Here is an 18,513-nt window from a genome sequence, read left to right as displayed (position 1 = left end):
CTGTGATTAACCGAGATAAATTCTGTTAGTTATCCACATAAAGTGATCCTGGCGCCATCCTCTAACATAGAACTAGGGTTTAGAAATATAAGCACTAAGGTGGTCGCTAAACGATGGTTAAATATGCGATACTTGTGCGTTATTTAGTAGCTCGGGTAATAGGCGGAGAATGGATAATATAGAAGTTCGTGGTGCACGCACCCATAACCTCAAAGACATCAACCTTACCATCCCTCGGGATAAATTGATCGTCATTACGGGCCTTTCTGGCTCGGGGAAATCATCTCTCGCGTTTGATACTTTGTACGCTGAAGGGCAACGTCGTTACGTGGAATCTCTTTCTGCGTATGCACGCCAGTTTTTATCTTTAATGGAAAAGCCTGATGTTGACCATATTGAAGGCTTGTCTCCGGCAATTTCGATTGAGCAGAAATCGACTTCTCATAACCCGCGGTCAACCGTAGGTACGATTACTGAGATATACGATTATTTGCGTTTGTTGTTCGCCCGAGTCGGTGAACCTCGATGTCCAACCCATGATTTACCGCTTGCTGCACAAACCATCAGCCAGATGGTTGACCAAGTGCTAGCGTTGTCGGAGGGCAGCAAGTTGATGTTGCTTGCGCCGGTGGTGAAAAACCGTAAGGGTGAACACGTTAAGCTACTTGAGCAACTTGCAGCACAGGGCTATATCCGCGCTCGTATCGATGGCGAGGTCTGCGACTTGTCGGATCCGCCAACTCTTGAGTTACATAAAAAACACACCATTGAAGTGGTCGTTGACCGCTTCAAAGTCAAAGAAGGCCAACAACAGCGCCTGGCCGAATCCTTTGAAACCGCGCTTGAGCTATCTGGCGGTGTTGCACAGATAGCCGCAATGGATGACTCACTCAATGAAGAGTTAGTTTTCTCGGCCAATTTTGCCTGTCCAAGCTGTGGTTACGCAATGAGCGAGCTTGAACCTCGCCTGTTTTCATTTAACAACCCAGCAGGTGCGTGTCAAAGTTGTGATGGCCTAGGTGTTCGCCAATACTTCGATCCCCATCGCGTAGTGCACAATCCTGAGCTGAGCCTTGCTGGCGGAGCGATAAAGGGCTGGGATAAACGCAGTTTTTACTATTTCCAGATGCTGCAATCGGTGGCTGAGCACTACCAATTTAATTTGGAAACACCATTCCAAGAGCTGAGTGAAGAAGCCAAAAAAGTAGTGCTTGAAGGCTCTGGCAGCGAAAAAATTGCATTTAATTACCGCAATGACCGTGGCGATTTGATCACTCGCAACCATGAATTCGAAGGCGTGCTAAACAATATGCAACGCCGTTACCATGAGACAGAATCGAACTCTGTTCGTGAAGAGCTTGCCAAATATCAAACCTCGCAAGCGTGCCCAAGTTGTAGTGGTTCACGCTTACGACAAGAAGCACGAAATGTATTTATCGACGACACCAACTTACCTGCAGTGACGGTAATGAGTATTGGTCAAGCGTTTGATTATTTTGACAATCTTGAATTTACGGGTCAAAAAGCGAAAATCGCCGATAAAATCCTCAAAGAAATTCGTGACCGCCTGTCTTTTTTGGTTAATGTTGGCTTGAACTATTTATCACTTGAGCGCAGCGCAGATACCTTGTCGGGCGGTGAAGCACAGCGTATTCGCTTAGCTAGCCAAATTGGTGCTGGCCTTGTTGGCGTGATGTACGTGCTCGATGAACCGTCGATTGGTTTACACCAGCGCGACAACGACCGTCTACTGCAAACCCTGACTCGCTTGCGTGATCTGGGTAATACTGTGTTAGTGGTTGAGCACGATGAAGATGCAATTCGCGCTGCAGACTACATTATCGACATTGGTCCCGGAGCAGGCGTGCATGGCGGCTACGTGGTCGCTGAAGGTTCGCGCGACGACATTATGAACAATCCAGAATCACTGACTGGCCAATACTTAAGTGGTGTAAGGGCGATTGAAGTACCAAAACAGCGCCATCCAACCAATGACAAATGGTTAGAGCTTTTTGGCGCCACAGGTAACAACCTTAAAAACGTTGATTTGCGTATTCCTTTTGGACTGATGACCTGTATCACCGGTGTATCCGGTTCAGGGAAATCGACATTGGTTAACGACACCCTGTTCAAAGTAGCACACACAGTGCTTAACGGCGCCACCGCTGTTGAGCCTGCTCCACACAAAGAAATCAAGGGGCTAGAGCATTTCGATAAAGTGATCGACATCGATCAGAGCCCAATCGGCCGTACACCACGCTCTAATCCAGCAACGTATACGGGCATTTTTACAGCTATTCGTGAACTATTTGCAGGCACACAAGAATCACGCTCGCGTGGTTACAAAGTTGGTCGCTTTAGCTTTAACGTCAAGGGTGGCCGCTGTGAGGCCTGCCAAGGCGATGGTGTAATCAAAGTAGAAATGCACTTTTTACCGGACGTGTATGTACCCTGTGATGTATGCCAAGGTAAACGTTATAACCGAGAAACCTTGGAAGTACTCTACAAGGGCAAGAATATCCATGAAGTGTTAGAGATGACCGTGGAGGATGCCCGCTCATTCTTCGACGCTATTCCTGCAATTAATCGTAAATTGCAAACCTTGATGGATGTAGGCTTGTCTTATATTCGCCTTGGTCAAGCCGCCACCACACTATCAGGTGGTGAAGCGCAGCGTGTTAAGTTAGCGCGCGAGCTATCGAAACGCGACACAGGTAAAACACTGTACATCTTAGATGAGCCAACAACAGGTTTGCATTTCCACGATATTCAACAATTGTTGGTCGTTTTGCATCGCCTGCGCGATCACGGCAACACCATCGTGGTGATTGAACACAACCTTGATGTGATCAAAACAGCAGATTGGATTGTCGATTTAGGACCAGAAGGTGGTAGCGGCGGCGGTGAAATACTCGTAGCCGGGACACCGGAAGAAGTAGCAGAACATAGCCGCTCTCACACCGGACACTACCTAAAGCCATTATTGGCATAAATGCCATATTGGGGGTAAAGTCTGAATAAATAACACCTATATTCAGACTTATCATGACTGCCCCCATATTGCGCCTTAAAGCGAAAATAGCGCGTAAAGCAAGAAGCACTAGGCAAGGGTTTGATGGCTTTTGGCACTCTTTAACCCTCGCTCAGCGCTTGTACACTGTTGCACTGATGGTATACCCAGTGAGCGTCTGGATGACCATGCTATTAACTGTAACCGCACTAGTCATTGAGTTTTGGCCGCGCTTTTTAACCCTGTTTCACTCCCTCCCAGGTAAAGCCATTTTACTGCTTTTCTATGCCACGATAACGAACTTTGTCCTTGCCACTGCGGCGAGTACTGTCAATGAGGTGACAGGCGTCGATGCGCAGCATTTCGATTACACCCATAATTTCGCAATCTTACTTTTCTTACCAAGCTGGATGCTGCTGCTTTCTGTAATCGCCTTATTGCTTTTACAGTTGGTACTTCCGCTCTATGTCTTGTTTTTATTGTTGTTCAAGCCCTTTCAGCGCTTTGGCATCACCCTAATGGATAATACCAAACGGCCTATCTTAACGGCCCTTGCCCGCTTTATTCTTTGCTTTATTACAACCTTGAACTTGTTTGTAGCCAGTGGCGATTTTGACAATGCGGGTGACGCAATGGCGCAATTGAATGATAGTTTTGAGCGAGGGATGCAACCCCAAGAAAGCACTGAGGAAGAGGCTTCGCGCAAGCAAAAGCAATTTGAAGTCACCGTTGGTGCGCAAAATGACAGCTCTGATAAACTAATCAAAGTGCTTATTGCGCAATTTGCGTATCACTTGGAGGCAGACAATTACTCACGCTGCGCCAAAAGTGACAACAGCAAAGTGGTAGAATTGAATGACTATGAAATCGTCGAGTTATTCGAAGATGAAAGCGCGCCATACGGCATTCGCTTTGAAGTGAAAAAGTGCATCTCTGCGGCATTTCCACAATAACGATTCAACAACAAGAAGCTCTATGACTGAGCTTCTTCTAAGTATGCCGAAAGTTGCGTTTTTTCATCGTCACTGAGTGCTTGTGACGCTTTGTTTTCAAAGTTATAGCGCACCATAACGGTTTTACCTTCAGCGCAACACTGGCAATGCTGCCAAGCTTGTTGCTTAATAACAAAGGAACTTGAGCCGATGCGCTCTATCATGGTTTTAACTTCCACTTCCTGACCGTAAAAAAGCTCCCCCAAAAACGTCACTTCCACCTTAGCGACAATTAAGCGCCATTGATGTGGATTAAGGTCCGGTGTAAAGATTTTAAAAATAGGCGTGCGGGCGGCTTCAAACCACACCGGTAGTACGGTATTGTTTATATGCCCGAGAACATCGGTTTCGCTAAATCGGGGCTGAACTTTTTCAATAAGCATAATAATTCCAATAGATAAGGTTGAAGTCATGACAGACTTTATTGGCGTTTATGATAACGCGCTTAGTGACACTTTTTGTAGTCAGTTTATCGACATGTTTGAACAAAGCCCGCATTTGAAGCAAGGCACAACATCGGGTGGTGTCGACTTAAGCAAAAAAGACAGCAGCGACCTTTACCTAAATGCGCACCCTGAATACCAACAACCTTTACAGCATATTCAACAAGTGACCGCACAGCACGTGATGCGTTACGTTGAAGAGCATTTATTTATGATGATAGGCGCTTTCGGCCTACAAGTTTTCCACCCTAAAACAGGCAAGCCTGTAGCACTGACCCAAGAAAACTTTGCTGAAGTGGCGGTACCTCAGCTTGGCACACTGATGCAGCAACTTTATCGCCTAGGCAGTATTCAAGCGCAGAAATATGAAATAAACAAAGGTGGTTATCCGTATTGGCACAGTGAGGTATACCCACAAGCTGGCCACAATGAAGCTTTACATCGTGTACTTTTGTTCATGTTTTATCTAAATGATGTGAGTGAAGGCGGTGAGACTGAGTTTTTCTATCAAAATAAGAAAATTGCGCCAAAACGCGGCACTATGGTGATTGCCCCTGCTTACTTCACACATACTCATCGCGGTAATAAACCACTCTCAAATGATAAGTACATTCTGACTTCATGGGTACTTTTCAATCGTGCTGAACAAATCTACGGCCAGCCAACTAAGTAGACACGTGGAAAAGATCAAAAAAGGCTGCAGTTGCAGCCTTTTTAACGCGAAGAAGATTAGCCGAGTAACTGGGCAAATAGCTCAAACAAACGGTCAATTTCTTCAATGGTGTTGTAATGCATACAACCGATACGTACCACACCACCTTTATCCATTACGCCAAGTTGCTCACACAAGCCTTGCGCATAAAAGTTACCATCCCAGACACAGACATGATGCTTGCCAAGAAACTCAGAAACTTGGCGTGGTTCCAGCCCTTCGAACGTCAGCGCAAAGGTAGGCGTACGCTGAGCTAAACGTGATTCATCGGTGATACCGAATAATTTAATCTGGGGAAACTCTTTGAGACGCGAAAGAAAATGCTTGCTCAGCGCCATTTCATGCATCTTGCTGTTAGTAAATGCAGCTTCTAAGCGCTCACGACGAGCGTGACTTGCATCTAGCTCACTGAGCGACGCAATATATTCTACAGCAGCCACTACACCAGCTAGACCCTCAAAGCTCTGCGTACCCGTTTCCCAACGACCCGGTACGACGTCTTTCGCTGGTTCAACCTTGTAAGGTGTGAAACCTTCTAAGTGTTCACGCTTACCATAGACAATGCCGACGTGTGGTCCAAAAAATTTATACGCTGAACACGCGAGGAAATCACAATCTAAATCTTGCACATCAATTAGCTCATGCGGCGCATAATGAACTGCGTCGACGTAAACCAATGCACCATATTGATGAGCCATTTCGATCATGCGCTTAACATCATTAATCGAGCCCGTGGTGTTCGATGCGTAAGTCACTGCCACCAGCTTAGTATTGGCATTTAAGAGTGACTCAAAATGCGCCATGTCCAAGGTACAATCTTCTTCATTGATGCGCAGTGCGTGAACAGTCGCTCCCTTGTCTTCAGCGGCTTGGCGCCACGAGGAAACGTTCGAGTAGTGATCAGCGTTGGTGACGATAATTTCATCGTTCGCCTGCCACTGACGTGAAATTGCACGGCTGAAGCTGAATGTGAGGCTGGTCATGTTAGCACCAAACACGATCTGATCAGCACTTGGGCTATTTAGTAAATCAGCGATAGCTTGGCGCGCCTCGCCCATTACCGCTACTGTTTTATCGCTAGAGAAAAACGCACCACCCAGGTTTGAATTGTAAAAACCCAAGTATGCTGACATTGCTTCAAGTACGCTTTGCGGCACCTGTGCGCCGCCAGGACCATCAAAGAAGATAGGCGCGGCGCCATCAACCTTCTGCATCAATGCTGGGAATTGGCTACGTAATGCGGATAAATTCATTGTTTTTCCTTAAGCTGTAAGCACGAAGCAGTCTAGATAACCCGGCTTAGACGCATCAAGCTTATTCATCGGCGTTGCATTATGCCACACTTGGCGATCGTCGATTAGCGCGAACATACCGTCTTTGATTTCCATCTTGAAACACGGTTTAGCTTCTTTGTGTTCATACACAAGCAATTCCCCACCGGCAATGTTTTCATGAGAAACACCTGCCACACACACATGGTCAAAGCCATCTTGGTGAATACCTTCAGGCGCTGGCGGCGTATCACTTTCAATGGCTAACATACGGAATTGGTGGATTTCGATATTTCTGTCAGCTTCAATGCCCGTCATAGAGATAAACTCAGCCACGATGCGTTTCATGCCATCTGTAGCAAGAAGGTCTGCATCGAGATTTTCATATGTGCGCTCAATATTGCCTTGAAAGGTATTAATCGAGTCGTCTTGCACGAATGCTTTAGTAGGCTGAAGCTTTAGCTCACCCTGCTCAACTTTAATCACAGAGTAACGACGCTTACGGAATGCACCATCTGCATATGGGTTGTCTGGAAGATGGTCAAAAGAAGGCTTAACTGCGTCGATATGCGATTGATCAATGAAACGAAGTTGCAGAAGATTCTGGTTATTTAACGAAGTCATAAAGATCCTGCCTAGAGTATAAAATTCGCGGGGATCTTAAGCTATTTTCATAGCAGAGTTGATTTCATTTATGCACCAAATTACACATAAATTGCATTAACAAACCAAATTAATGAAAATTACAGCTACATATTTCCATTCACTAAGTTTTGATAGAAACAATTTTTACTATAGTGACTGTATGCGCATAAAAAAGCCCACACCATGTGGTGTGGGCTTTTATCAAAATGCGTGTGTTACACAGCTTGCTGGATTATTACGTTATCCGCTTTCTTAGTGTATTGAGGCATCTTGTGGAAGTTCAAGTAACGGTAAGTATCAGCCGCTGTTGCGTTGATTTTCTCAGCGTATTCTTGGTATTCCGCAGGTGTAGGTAGTTTACCTAGAATTGCTGCTACAGCGGCAAGCTCAGCAGATGCTAGGAATACATTTGCACCTGTACCTAAACGGTTAGGGAAGTTACGTGTTGAGGTAGAAACAACCGTTGCTTTATCAGCAACACGTGCTTGGTTACCCATACACAGAGAACATCCTGGAGTTTCGATACGCGCGCCTACACGACCAAAGATACCGTAGTAACCTTCGTCAGTAAGTTGATCTTTATCCATCTTCGTTGGTGGTGCAACCCATAGTTGAGTTGGCAAACGACCGCCAAAGTTGTCTAGTAATTTACCTGCCGCACGGAAGTGACCAATGTTAGTCATACATGAACCGATGAATACTTCGTCAATCTTCTCACCAGTAACATCTGATAGAAGACGTGCATCATCTGGATCATTTGGCGCACATAGGATTGGCTCTTTGATGTCCGCTAGGTCGATTTCAATTACGTGTGCATATTCAGCGTCAGCGTCAGCTTCCATTAGTTCTGGATTCGCCAACCACTCTTGCATCGCATTGATACGACGCTCGATTGTGCGCACATCACCATAGCCTTCAGCGATCATCCACTTAAGCATAACAATGTTAGACTCAAGGTATTCTGCGATAGACTCTTTGCTTAGTTTTACAGTACAACCTGCAGCACTACGCTCTGCTGATGCATCTGAGAGCTCGAATGCTTGCTCAACAGTAAGGTGCTCAACACCTTCAATTTCTAGTACACGACCAGAGAATTCGTTGATCTTGCCTTTCTTCTCAACAGTAAGAAGGCCTTGCTTAATACCGTAGTAAGGGATTGCGTGTACAAGGTCACGTAGTGTGATACCTGGTTGCATTTCACCTTTGAAACGTACTAATACTGATTCAGGCATATCCAATGGCATAACACCTGTTGCCGCTGCGAATGCAACTGCACCCGAACCTGCAGGGAATGAGATACCTAGAGGGAAACGAGTATGCGAGTCACCACCTGTACCTACAGTGTCAGGTAAAAGCATACGGTTAAGCCATGAGTGGATTACACCATCACCTGGGCGTAGCGATACACCGCCACGGTTCATGATGAAATCAGGCAGTGTGTGGTGCGTTTTCACATCGATCGGCTTAGGATACGCAGATGTATGACAGAATGACTGCATTGTTAAATCAGCAGAGAAACCAAGGCAGGCTAGGTCTTTCAGCTCATCACGCGTCATAGGGCCTGTGGTATCTTGCGAACCAACAGTGGTCATTTTCGGCTCACAGTATTGGCCAGGGCGTACACCAGGCATATTACATGCTTTACCAACCATCTTCTGAGCAAGTGTAAAGCCTTTGCCAGAATCGGTTACTAGAGCAGGTTTACGGAAGATATCTTCAGCTTCCATACCCAATGATGCACGAGCTTTATCAGTTAGACCGCGACCGATGATCAGTGGGATACGACCACCAGCACGAACTTCGTCTAGGATTACGTCAGACTTTAGCTTGAACGTAGAAATCACTTCATCTGTACCGTGACGCTTAACAACACCTTCGTAAGGGAAGATGTCGATTTGGTCACCCATGTTCATGTCTTCAACGTTTAACTCGATAGGTAGAGCACCTGAATCTTCCATTGTGTTGAAGAAAATAGGTGCAATCTTACCACCAAGACACACACCGCCAACGCGCTTATTTGGTACGAATGGAATGTCATCACCCATGAACCAAAGCACAGAGTTAGTTGCTGACTTACGTGATGAACCCGTACCTACAACATCGCCTACGTATGCCAGTGGAAGGCCTTTTGTTTTAAGCTCTTCAAGTTGTGTAATAGGACCAACTTCACCCGCTTTGTCTGGGTTGATACCATCTCGCTCATTTTTCAGCATAGCTAGTGCGTGAAGTGGGATATCAGGACGTGACCAAGCATCAGGCGCTGGTGATAAATCATCAGTGTTTGTTTCGCCTGTTACTTTGAATACAGTTACTGAAATTTTTTCAGGAACCTGAGGCTTCTCTAGGAACCACTCAGCATTTGCCCATGACTCAACAACTTGCTGCGCAAACTTATTACCCGCTTTTGCTTTTTCTTCTACATCGTAGAATGCATCGAACATAAGCAGGGTGTGTGAAAGACCCTTTGCAACGATTGGCGCGACTTCTTCATCGTCAAGTAATGCAATCATCGGCTCGATGTTATAACCACCAAGCATAGTACCAAGTAGTTCAGCCGCTTTTTCTTTATTGATTAATGGTGACTGAGCTTCACCCTTTGCTACCGCAGCTAAGAAACCAGCTTTTACGTATGCAGCATCATCAACACCTGGCGGTACACGGTTAACGAGAAGGTCAAGAATGAACTCTTCTTCACCCGCCGGTGGGTTTTTAATTAATTCGATAAGGTCAGCAGTTTGCTGCGCATCTAGTGGTGCAGGCACAATACCTTGGGCTGCACGCTCTTCAACATGTTTACGATATTCTTGAAGCACAATTATGCCCTCTTGGTGACGTGAAAGCAGGCGGCACTCTTTTGCTCGGCCCACTTATAGAAATTTGACACGGTAGCAATTATAAAGGCTTTAAAGATAGAAGAAAATTAACCCTTTTGCCTAACCGCAAAATAGTCATTATAAATATGGTGAATGTAGCTGTTTAATAAAGTAAAGAATTGTGAATGTTAATTAAGAATTATTTGCAAAAAGCCCGGCGAGTGCCGGGCTTTTTATACGGACTAGTTAAAATTAGTCACGTTTGATAGCTACACGCTCTTTCACAGAAATATGCGCTTCAACGCGACGGTTTTCCGCATGTGCTTCTTTTGTATTCGCAGGATTAAGAAGACGCTCTTCACCTAGACCAACGGTTTCAACGCGTGACGCTGAAATACCATCTTCAATTAGTTTTTGCGCTACTTTATCAGCACGTTTCTTAGAAAGTGTTTTGTTGTAGCCTGCATCACCCACTGCTGAAGCATGACCTTCAAGTAACACTTCAGTTTGCGGGTATTTAACCATGAAGTCAGCAACTTTTTGGATGCCGTCGAAATAGCGCTCATCTACAGCCGAACCATCGTGAGGGAACTTAACCATCAGGCTCACTTTATCGCCTTTTTCCATATAACGCGTACATCCGTATGCATCAACCGCATCGGTCATAGGTGTGTTTGCACAGTTATCTTTAGAGTCAATTACGCCGTCGTTATCTGAGTCTTTTGGCTCTGCCACAACAACTGGCGCTGGCTCTACAACTGGCTCAGGCTTTTTACCGAAGTGATAGCTCAGGCCCATTTTCAAGCCAAAGTCAGAGTGGTTTTGGTTCAAGCCTTCATAATACATGGCTTCGCCATAAAACGCCCAATTGTAATTCAAGTGATTACGGAAGCCTAAACCTAGGTTTGCCGCATTGAAATCGTCGAAAACATCAAATTTTTTCGCACCGATGATGCCGTAGATAGAATCATTGAAGTGGATAAGGACATCACCACCCCAACGCTCACCTGTTTTATGATTATCTGTGTTTTCCTTGTCTAACTCGAGTGCTGTGAAATTAAGACGTGCTGTCCAGTATTCATTAAAGCGATAGCCGACTTCAGCACCATAACCTAGAGATTCCCCTAACTCTAAAGGATTCTGAGGAGATGAGTAACTCGCGCCTTGAGGATCGTCCCAGTCAGCCCAAAAGTAATCGCCGTATACACCGATATGCAGGCCATGTTGAGGATTTTTCTGTTCATCAGCAACAGCAGCAGTTGATGTCATTGCCAAAACGATAGCAGCAGAAAGTGATTTGATTTTCATTAGTTTCCATCCCATTTTTACGATTATTAGTCAAACACACAGTTGCTGTACTTTGGCAGCAATCCTGTGCGCCAAGTAAGAGTGAATTCGCGCTCTTACTCAAAAACATTCCAATTTAAATAATCCCATCAGCCGACATTTTTTGGTTTTATCGCAGGCGGTTACATTATTCCCGCCAGGTCAAGATCCGCGCTAACAGTCTTTCACATACTACAGTGTAGACTAATTGGATAAATTCACCATCCTCCAATCAGGAACGATATATTAAACTATTATCTTGCTGAATATAAGCTGATTTTCGTATTAATGTATTAAAAACAGAAACACCTTATGCGTAAAAAAAGCACTCTTGCAGAGTGCTTTAGTTTATACAAATCAAATAGGGGTTAACCCTACAATAACTCATCTAACTTAGAAAATAGTGCTTGGCTATAGTCAATGAAGGCCTGCACTTCATTTTTCTCCTTGTCCTGATTTAGCCAAAGCAGTAATCCCGATATTTCGTTATGAAGCCCTAGTTCGCCTGCTTTAGTATAAGCTTCTTTCAATTTGTCATTGAAAGGTTGCAGCTCTTTAGCGATTTCCTTTGCTGGCGTTACACTTTCGTACTCACGGATTGCAGCACGAGTCTTGGTCTGCGTTAAGTCCATAGAAAAAGCGACCAACTGTTCAGAGCCCAGTTGGAGTTGACCGGCCTTGTTAAATGCTTCGTCATACTGGCCGCTAAAAAAGGATTCACTCACATCTTGGAGTTGTCCCATCATATTATTTACCGCTTCTCTCTCACCTTCATCAAGCTCGCCATTAACAGTCAAAGTGAACGACACGTCGCGTTGCTCATAATTAGAGTACGCATACCCACTTTGCCCTTTGTCACCCTGAGCAGTGGATGCCGCCTCACCCGCTTTATAATTGTGATCTAGGCTAATGATGACTTCATCACCTTGTGCGGTAGTAAAACGATATTCAGCGTTATTAGTTAAGCTCATGAATTGCGCTTCGCTAACCTGCACAGATTTGCTCTCAGGTTCACCGAACAATGACTTTTCAAATTCATCTAAGCCAGAGTAAATGCCATCCTTTGACTTGGCGATGCCTTCTTTTATCTCGTCATTCAATAAGCCTGACTCATCTAACTCAGAGGTCGCATCGTCAACCCCCATTTGCACGCCTTTACGAGCTTGTTCGAGCATCTCGGTTAACTTATCATCGGATGCGCCGTCTGCTTTGGCTTTTTTGACCGCCCCTGTGACAAACTGCAGTACATTTTTGACAATAGCTTCAAAGTCAAACAACGGCTTGCTTTCTTTTTTTGATACAGGTTCGATGCCGAGAGCCTGCGCAAACTTATCTTCTAGCACTTTTGCACCGATCTGACGATGGCTGCCAAAATAACTATCTAATTTCGCAAGTTGGCTGAGTGCGGTTGGACTCATTTTGCCTTTGCTCTGCTCCAAGCCTTTGCTTGCTGGATTAAACCATTGATTTGTATCATTAACTTTCATAATGGTATCAGAGGCATCGCCTGCAACAGGCAGCATGCCGCGCTCCTTTTAGAGAATATATACTTAGTATATCGGCAGACATTGACAAAACTGTAGAAAAAACGAGCAAATAATTCACTATTGTGACTGGACAATTATTTGCAGCCTCCTAAAATAGCGGCGCATTAAAATTTGTAGGGGTCTTCATGCCAGTTATTAAAATCAACACGTCAGTGTACGAACAGCAGTTAGCAGAAAAAGCGCAACGAATTAACGCGCAATTTGCGCGCTTTGGTGTGAAAACCTTAGAAGTATTTGAGTCTGAGCCTATCCACTATCGCCAGCGAGCAGAATTCCGAGTTTGGCATGATGGCGATGAGTTGTACCACATCATGTTCAACCAAGAGACCAAAGAAAAAGTGCGTGTAGATAGCTTTGACCCAGGTGCAGAATTAATCAATGCCCTTATGGTTGAAATGATCAAACAGCTAAAAGACAATGAAATATTGCGCCGTAAGTTATTCCAAATTGACTACCTCACGACACTAAGCGGCAACGCACTGATCAGCTTGCTCTATCACAAGCAACTCGATGAGCAATGGCTTGCACAAGCGAAGTTATTGCAACAACACTTGCAACAAACGTTTAATGTCGAACTTATCGGCCGAGCGCGAAAACAAAAGCATGTGTTAGGTAATGAATATGTGGTTGAGCAACTATCTGTGAATGGTCAGCAATACACCTACCAGCAAGTTGAGAACAGCTTTACCCAGCCTAATGCGAAGGTGAACGAGAAAATGCTCGCGTGGGCGCAAGATATTTGTGCACCGCTAAAAAATGATTTGCTCGAATTATATTGTGGCAACGGTAATTTCTCCATCGCCCTTGCGGGGTCCTTTAATCGTGTGCTGGCCACAGAGATCTCAAAATCTTCAGTTAAATCAGCGCAATTTAACATCGCCGCAAACAAAGTTGAGAACTTAGACATCATCCGCATGAGCAGCGAAGAATTTACGCAAGCAATGCGTAAAGAACGGACGTTCTCTCGCCTCGGTGACATCGACCTGCACAGTTATGACTGCCAAACTATTTTAGTCGACCCGCCGCGAGCAGGAATGGACGAACTGACGTGCAAACTGACCAGTGAATACGACAATATCATTTACATCTCATGTAATCCTGAAACACTGGAGCGCGACCTAGACTTGCTCACGCAAACCCATAATGTTTCTCAGTTTGCTATTTTTGATCAGTTCCCCTACACCCATCATGTTGAATCTGGTGTGTATCTTACTCGCAAGTAAGCATAAAAAAACCGCATCTTAGATGCGGTTTTTTTGAGTCTGAATTAACTTATTTTTTTGCTAAAAAGTTGATCAATGCAGCGATATCATCTGGTTCAGTAACGCCAGACTCTCGGCCAAGAATCAAACGATATTTACCGTTAACAATGAATGTTGGTACGCCCTTGAGCGCGCCTTTCTCTTTAAAGTATTCCTGATCGCGTTGCATTTTTGACGCCTTAGTGCGCACCGCAAAGCCTGAGAATAATTTATCAAATTTCTCTGCATCAACACCATTGGCAACAAAGATATCTTTCACATCCGCAACTTCATTAAACTTTGCGCGTTTAGTGTGAATGTGACTAAAAATAGCAGACACTAGCTGCTCTTTCTCTGGTAATACACTCGCAGTGGCCAGTGCTTGAGAAAGCATATCTTGGTTTTCGGCACTACGCCCACCCATAAAGTTAACGTGGCTGCGTTTGAATTCAACTTCGCCATCAATCTTTGGTTTTACATCCACCAATAGACCTTCATAGGCATTACACGCTGGGCAATAAAAAGAAAAGAACTCTTTAACCTCAGGCTTACGGCTAGCGCGGTCAGAAACAACTTCATAGTGAGTTCCTTCTTCGAATTGGGCTGCAAACGCGCTTAATGGCAAAGCCAAGGCCATCATGGCAGCAGCAATAAACTTCTTCATACCTAAGACTCCAAATTATTTTTCTAATAAATGATTTACAAGTTCATTGAGCTCTTGCTGTGACTTCATCGTGTGCACAAGCACTTTGTACTTGTCGTTTACGATAATTGTTGGCACGCCTGTCAATGCACCTAGTTGTGTGAATGCCTCTTGGCTTTCAATCGCATCTTTTTCACCCGTCAATACAGGCATACTGCTAGCTAACATTGCATAGCGCTCTGCACTGATGCCTTGGCTTGTTAATAGCATCTCAACTGATTCTTGCGTTTGCAAAGGCTCACGTAAACGGTGGATGCTATCGAATATAGCGGCAGCCACTTGCTCGCCTTTGCCTTCTTGCTGAGCAACAAGGTAAGCCGTCGTTAAACGGTTTTGGGCTTCTTTATCAATTCGAAGAAAGTTTACATGGCTCTTTTCCAAAGGCACCCCTTCAGGTAATGACGATTTTAGCGCGCCAACCACTGGCTCTAATTTGTAGCAATGTGGGCAGTAGAACGAGAAAAATTCCGTTACTTTATCATTACTTGATGCTTGAGTTTCTAAAACCTGATAATGCTCACCCGCTTTAAAGTCAGCGGCAAACGCTGCAAGCGGTAAACAAAGTAAAATTAACGAACGTTTTAGTGTTTTTATCATAATCGTCTCTTAAGAAATCCTGTGTTACTTCTTTAGGGCATCAGCTTTAACGGTGCTTCATCAAGTGCAGCGAGCTGCTCTTTGAGCGCTAACGTTTGTTGCTCCCAGTATTTGTCTTGCGCGAACCATGAAAAGTTCCGTTCAAATGCTGGATCACTCCAACGTTTTGCAATCCAGCCCATGTAATGCACCATGCGCATAGCACGCAGAGGCTCAATCAATGGCAACTGACTGTGGTCGAAATCAGCAAACTCTTCATAGCCACCAACCAAGGTATCCAGTTGCAGTAACTGATTTTGCCGGTCGCCACTTAACATCATCCACAAATCTTGAATGGCAGGCCCTTGTCGGCTATCGTCCAAGTCGACAAAGGTCAGAGTGTTATCCGCTGACCACAATATGTTGCCCGCATGGCAATCACCATGCAATCGGATAGTATCAACTCCCTTATACAATTTGCTAGCTTTGTCGATAACTTGATCGAGCACAGTGTAAAACGGCACTGACATCGCATCACTGACCAAATTACTTTGCGCTAAATGAATACGCGCTTGATGCAAATACTCATCACAGCCTAAGGTTGGTCTCTCATGGAATGATTTGGCTTGGGCAACCTTATGCATGCGCCCAATCAAACGACCAAGCTGCTCAAGCTGATCCAAATTATCCATTTCAAATTGGCGGCCGCCGACACTCGGGAATAACGTAAATCTGTATCCTTGATGTTCAAACAAAGTTCTACCATCAATGGCGAGTGGCGCGACCACGGGCACATCAGCATCACCTAACTCAGCGCTGAAAGCATGCTCTTCGAGTATTTGTTCGTTGCTCCAACGCTCAGGCCGATAAAACTTCACCACGTACCTACGTTTATCTTCAGCCATGAACTGATAAACGCGATTTTCATAGCTATTCAGTGCTAGTAAGCCAGACTCGGCATACACCTCCACGCTATCCAGAGCATCCAATATCGTATCGGGTGTTAATGACGCAAAACTAAACTCACTCACCCTAGCGTCCTTTGATGAAATTACTGCTTTGTCTGATCTTTGACTCAGGATCCGCAGTTGGGTAAAGAACGAATTCAAATTCAGTCAGTGGCTTTTTCAAATCATAAGGGTCGATAACAACTGACAAAGGCACATTGTGAGAGCGACCAGGCCCGACAGAAAACTCCAGATTGCCAATAACTTGATAATGCTCCAATCCTTCTATTTCAACGGTAAAGTCTTGCACAACCTGCGCTTTATTGATGACTTTCAAAGTGTAAGTGTTTTCTACCAGACCATTGACGTCTGTTCTAAAAAGCTGATTTCTATCGCGAATAATATCTAAATCCATGGGCACTCGCATCGCGATATTGGCGCCTAAAGCACCAATGAGCACTAATAGAATGACCGAATAGCCGATTAACTTGCCGCGAATTGGCTTGGTCTTCTCCGCTGACGCCTCAAGGTTGCGCTCCGTAGTATATGAAATAAGGCCCCTGGGGTAATTCATCTTATCCATCACCCCATCACAGGCATCAATACAAGCACCGCAGTTGATACACTCGTATTGCAGGCCATTGCGTATATCGATACCGGTAGGACACACCTGAACACACAAATTACAGTCGATACAATCACCAAGACCCAGTTCTTTAGGATCTTGCTTACGGCCACGTGGTCCTCGGCTTTCACCTCGTGTGGCGTCATAACTTACTGTAAAGGTATCTTTGTCGAACATCGCTGATTGGAAACGAGAATAAGGACAAATATGCAAACACATGATTTCGCGCATCCAGCCCGCATTGCCATATGTGCACAAGGTAAAGACCACAATACTGAGAAGTGCATAGCCGCCAACAGAAAATGTCACTACATCTAAAATCAGCTCACGCATCGGTGTGAAGTAGCCGACAAAGCTAATCGCTGTGTATAAAGAAAATAAAATCCAACTGCCGTGCTTGGCACTTTTTCGCCAAAACTTATCAAAGTCCATCGGTCTTTGATCAAGCTTTTTCCTTTGGTTTGCCGAACCTTCGAATTTTTCTTCGAACCAAATGAAGATGAATGTCCACACGGTCTGCGGGCAGGTGTAACCGCACCAAACGCGACCGTAGAATGTCGTGACTAAGAACAACGCAAAGGCTGCAATCATGAAGATAAATGCAAGGATGGTTAAATCTTGAGGCCAAAAAGTAAGGCCGAAGATAGTAAATTGCTGATTAAAGATATCGAACAAGACTGCTTGTTGGCCATTGTAGTTTATCCAAGGCAACAACATGAATGCTAACATACCCACTAGACCGATACGCTGCCTCAACAACTGATGCAACCCTTTGACGGCCCTGACATAGATACGATTGCGCGGGTTAAATCTGTCGTATTCGGCCCCAGATGGCTTTTCTATTTTCACTTCACTGGGTATGTTTTTTACCTTGATACGCTGCTCGTTATCCATCTTTCTTCCTCAACGCCACTGATATTCTAGCCAAAAATATCTTTTTGGGTACAATTAAACCAAAGCTGACTGCATACTGATGGCAATTATACCAAGTCACAGGTGAAAATGATGTACGCATACACCTTATATTTGCCTAACCGTAAGTGTCACTTGCTTTTAAAACAAAGAGTTTACTAAACTAAGCGCGTATCCAACGCTATCTAGATCAAGGTTTATCTATGAAGAAGCTATTGTTATTTGTAATTGTCGTATATGCCTTACTCAGCATAGATCATCCCATAATTAAGGAACCGAGAGATAAAATTTTTAATACGGTCATGTCTAACCTAAGTGACTCAAGTAAAGTAAACACAGAGGTTAAAGCTACAAGAGCCTTGAAAGCAATAAAAGAGTCTATGAGCTTTACTGATGAACAATTGAAGCATTTAGAAGCAAACTTCCAATCAGTGAGAGAAATGTACAGATGGGAAGCTAAGTACTGTAAAACCCCGGCGCTGAACGAATATTTCTTTGGTGATGACCTGCGCCAAGTATGTGACTTGCTAGCTAAAACACATTAGATAACCATGGATTTTTCAGCCATCAACAAAAAGCAAGCAGACTCTTTTGCATTGCAAAAGCGTTTACTTAAACAACTATCGCAGGGAAAAAAAGTGCCGTGTGAGAAGTGCAACACAGATATCAAATTGGTATTGGATGAGCCTGGACTCGCGCGCGCTAGATGTGCTCATGGCTGCACTGACATTCTACTGCAACTAGGCTAGA

The 18,513-nt window shown here is 44.5% G+C and carries 16 protein-coding genes; 6 read left to right on the top strand and 10 right to left on the bottom strand.

Annotated elements, in window-relative coordinates; translation table 11 throughout:
• Window positions 1-169 precede the first annotated feature (169 nt).
• Together uvrA and V1358_RS10820 are read left to right on the top strand one after the other, a co-directional pair.
• Window positions 170-2,992 (top strand): excinuclease ABC subunit UvrA, encoded by a 2,823-nt coding sequence (gene uvrA, locus V1358_RS10825; protein ID WP_347393556.1) that lies wholly within the window; start codon window positions 170-172, stop codon window positions 2,990-2,992.
• Between the two features lie 53 nt (window positions 2,993-3,045).
• Complete coding sequence (locus tag V1358_RS10820) at window positions 3,046-3,963, top strand: hypothetical protein (RefSeq protein ID WP_347393555.1); 918 nt, start codon at window positions 3,046-3,048, stop codon at window positions 3,961-3,963.
• Between the two features lie 20 nt (window positions 3,964-3,983).
• On the opposite strand, the gene V1358_RS10815 is transcribed toward V1358_RS10820, so the two are convergent.
• Complete coding sequence (locus V1358_RS10815) at window positions 3,984-4,385, bottom strand: acyl-CoA thioesterase (protein WP_347393554.1); 402 nt, start codon at window positions 4,383-4,385, stop codon at window positions 3,984-3,986.
• A gap of 28 nt (window positions 4,386-4,413) precedes the next feature.
• Between V1358_RS10815 and V1358_RS10810 the strand changes: the two genes are divergently transcribed.
• On the top strand, window positions 4,414-5,118 hold the full coding sequence (locus V1358_RS10810; RefSeq protein ID WP_347391266.1) for a 2OG-Fe(II) oxygenase: 705 nt from the start codon (window positions 4,414-4,416) through the stop codon (window positions 5,116-5,118).
• A 56-nt stretch (window positions 5,119-5,174) separates the two neighbouring features.
• Here V1358_RS10810 and V1358_RS10805 read toward each other — a convergent pair whose 3' ends face one another.
• The 5 genes from V1358_RS10805 to V1358_RS10785 form a co-directional block, all read right to left on the bottom strand.
• On the bottom strand, window positions 5,175-6,410 hold the full coding sequence (locus tag V1358_RS10805) for a cysteine desulfurase-like protein (RefSeq protein ID WP_347393553.1): 1,236 nt from the start codon (window positions 6,408-6,410) through the stop codon (window positions 5,175-5,177).
• Window positions 6,411-6,419: 9 nt separating this feature from the next.
• A complete protein-coding gene (locus tag V1358_RS10800) occupies window positions 6,420-7,052 on the bottom strand; it encodes a 2OG-Fe dioxygenase family protein (protein ID WP_347391268.1) in 633 nt (210 codons plus the stop codon).
• Window positions 7,053-7,288: 236 nt separating this feature from the next.
• The gene (gene acnB, locus V1358_RS10795; RefSeq protein WP_347391269.1) at window positions 7,289-9,886 is read right to left on the bottom strand and encodes a bifunctional aconitate hydratase 2/2-methylisocitrate dehydratase; all 2,598 of its coding nucleotides are present in this window, start codon (window positions 9,884-9,886) and stop codon (window positions 7,289-7,291) included.
• A 252-nt stretch (window positions 9,887-10,138) separates the two neighbouring features.
• Window positions 10,139-11,194 (bottom strand): OmpA family protein, encoded by a 1,056-nt coding sequence (locus V1358_RS10790; protein WP_347393552.1) that lies wholly within the window; start codon window positions 11,192-11,194, stop codon window positions 10,139-10,141.
• 392 nt (window positions 11,195-11,586) lie between these two features.
• On the bottom strand, window positions 11,587-12,735 hold the full coding sequence (locus V1358_RS10785; protein ID WP_347393551.1) for a DUF5610 domain-containing protein: 1,149 nt from the start codon (window positions 12,733-12,735) through the stop codon (window positions 11,587-11,589).
• A gap of 149 nt (window positions 12,736-12,884) precedes the next feature.
• Here V1358_RS10785 and trmA point away from each other — a divergent pair, with 149 nt between their 5' ends.
• The gene (gene trmA, locus V1358_RS10780; RefSeq protein ID WP_347393550.1) at window positions 12,885-13,982 is read left to right on the top strand and encodes a tRNA (uridine(54)-C5)-methyltransferase TrmA; all 1,098 of its coding nucleotides are present in this window, start codon (window positions 12,885-12,887) and stop codon (window positions 13,980-13,982) included.
• Between the two features lie 49 nt (window positions 13,983-14,031).
• On the opposite strand, the gene V1358_RS10775 is transcribed toward trmA, so the two are convergent.
• Genes V1358_RS10775 through ccoG form a run of 4 tightly spaced genes read right to left on the bottom strand, consistent with a single transcriptional unit; the run spans window position 14,032 to window position 17,745 of the window.
• A complete protein-coding gene (locus tag V1358_RS10775; RefSeq protein WP_347391273.1) occupies window positions 14,032-14,664 on the bottom strand; it encodes a thiol:disulfide interchange protein DsbA/DsbL in 633 nt (210 codons plus the stop codon).
• A gap of 15 nt (window positions 14,665-14,679) precedes the next feature.
• A complete protein-coding gene (locus tag V1358_RS10770; RefSeq protein WP_347391274.1) occupies window positions 14,680-15,300 on the bottom strand; it encodes a thiol:disulfide interchange protein DsbA/DsbL in 621 nt (206 codons plus the stop codon).
• Window positions 15,301-15,332: 32 nt separating this feature from the next.
• On the bottom strand, window positions 15,333-16,310 hold the full coding sequence (locus V1358_RS10765) for a serine/threonine protein kinase (RefSeq protein WP_347393549.1): 978 nt from the start codon (window positions 16,308-16,310) through the stop codon (window positions 15,333-15,335).
• 1 nt (window position 16,311) lies between these two features.
• Window positions 16,312-17,745 (bottom strand): cytochrome c oxidase accessory protein CcoG, encoded by a 1,434-nt coding sequence (gene ccoG, locus V1358_RS10760; RefSeq protein WP_347391276.1) that lies wholly within the window; start codon window positions 17,743-17,745, stop codon window positions 16,312-16,314.
• A 221-nt stretch (window positions 17,746-17,966) separates the two neighbouring features.
• Between ccoG and V1358_RS10755 the strand changes: the two genes are divergently transcribed.
• Window positions 17,967-18,308 (top strand): hypothetical protein, encoded by a 342-nt coding sequence (locus V1358_RS10755; protein ID WP_347393548.1) that lies wholly within the window; start codon window positions 17,967-17,969, stop codon window positions 18,306-18,308.
• Window positions 18,309-18,314: 6 nt separating this feature from the next.
• On the top strand, window positions 18,315-18,512 hold the full coding sequence (locus V1358_RS10750; RefSeq protein WP_347391278.1) for a hypothetical protein: 198 nt from the start codon (window positions 18,315-18,317) through the stop codon (window positions 18,510-18,512).
• The last annotated feature ends 1 nt before the right edge of the window (window position 18,513 follow it).

It is taken from the genome of Pseudoalteromonas pernae (assembly GCF_039831865.1).
Classification (GTDB): domain Bacteria; phylum Pseudomonadota; class Gammaproteobacteria; order Enterobacterales; family Alteromonadaceae; genus Pseudoalteromonas; species Pseudoalteromonas pernae.
Note: the sequence above shows the minus strand (reverse complement) of the source record. Positions and strands in the feature narration are given on the sequence as shown.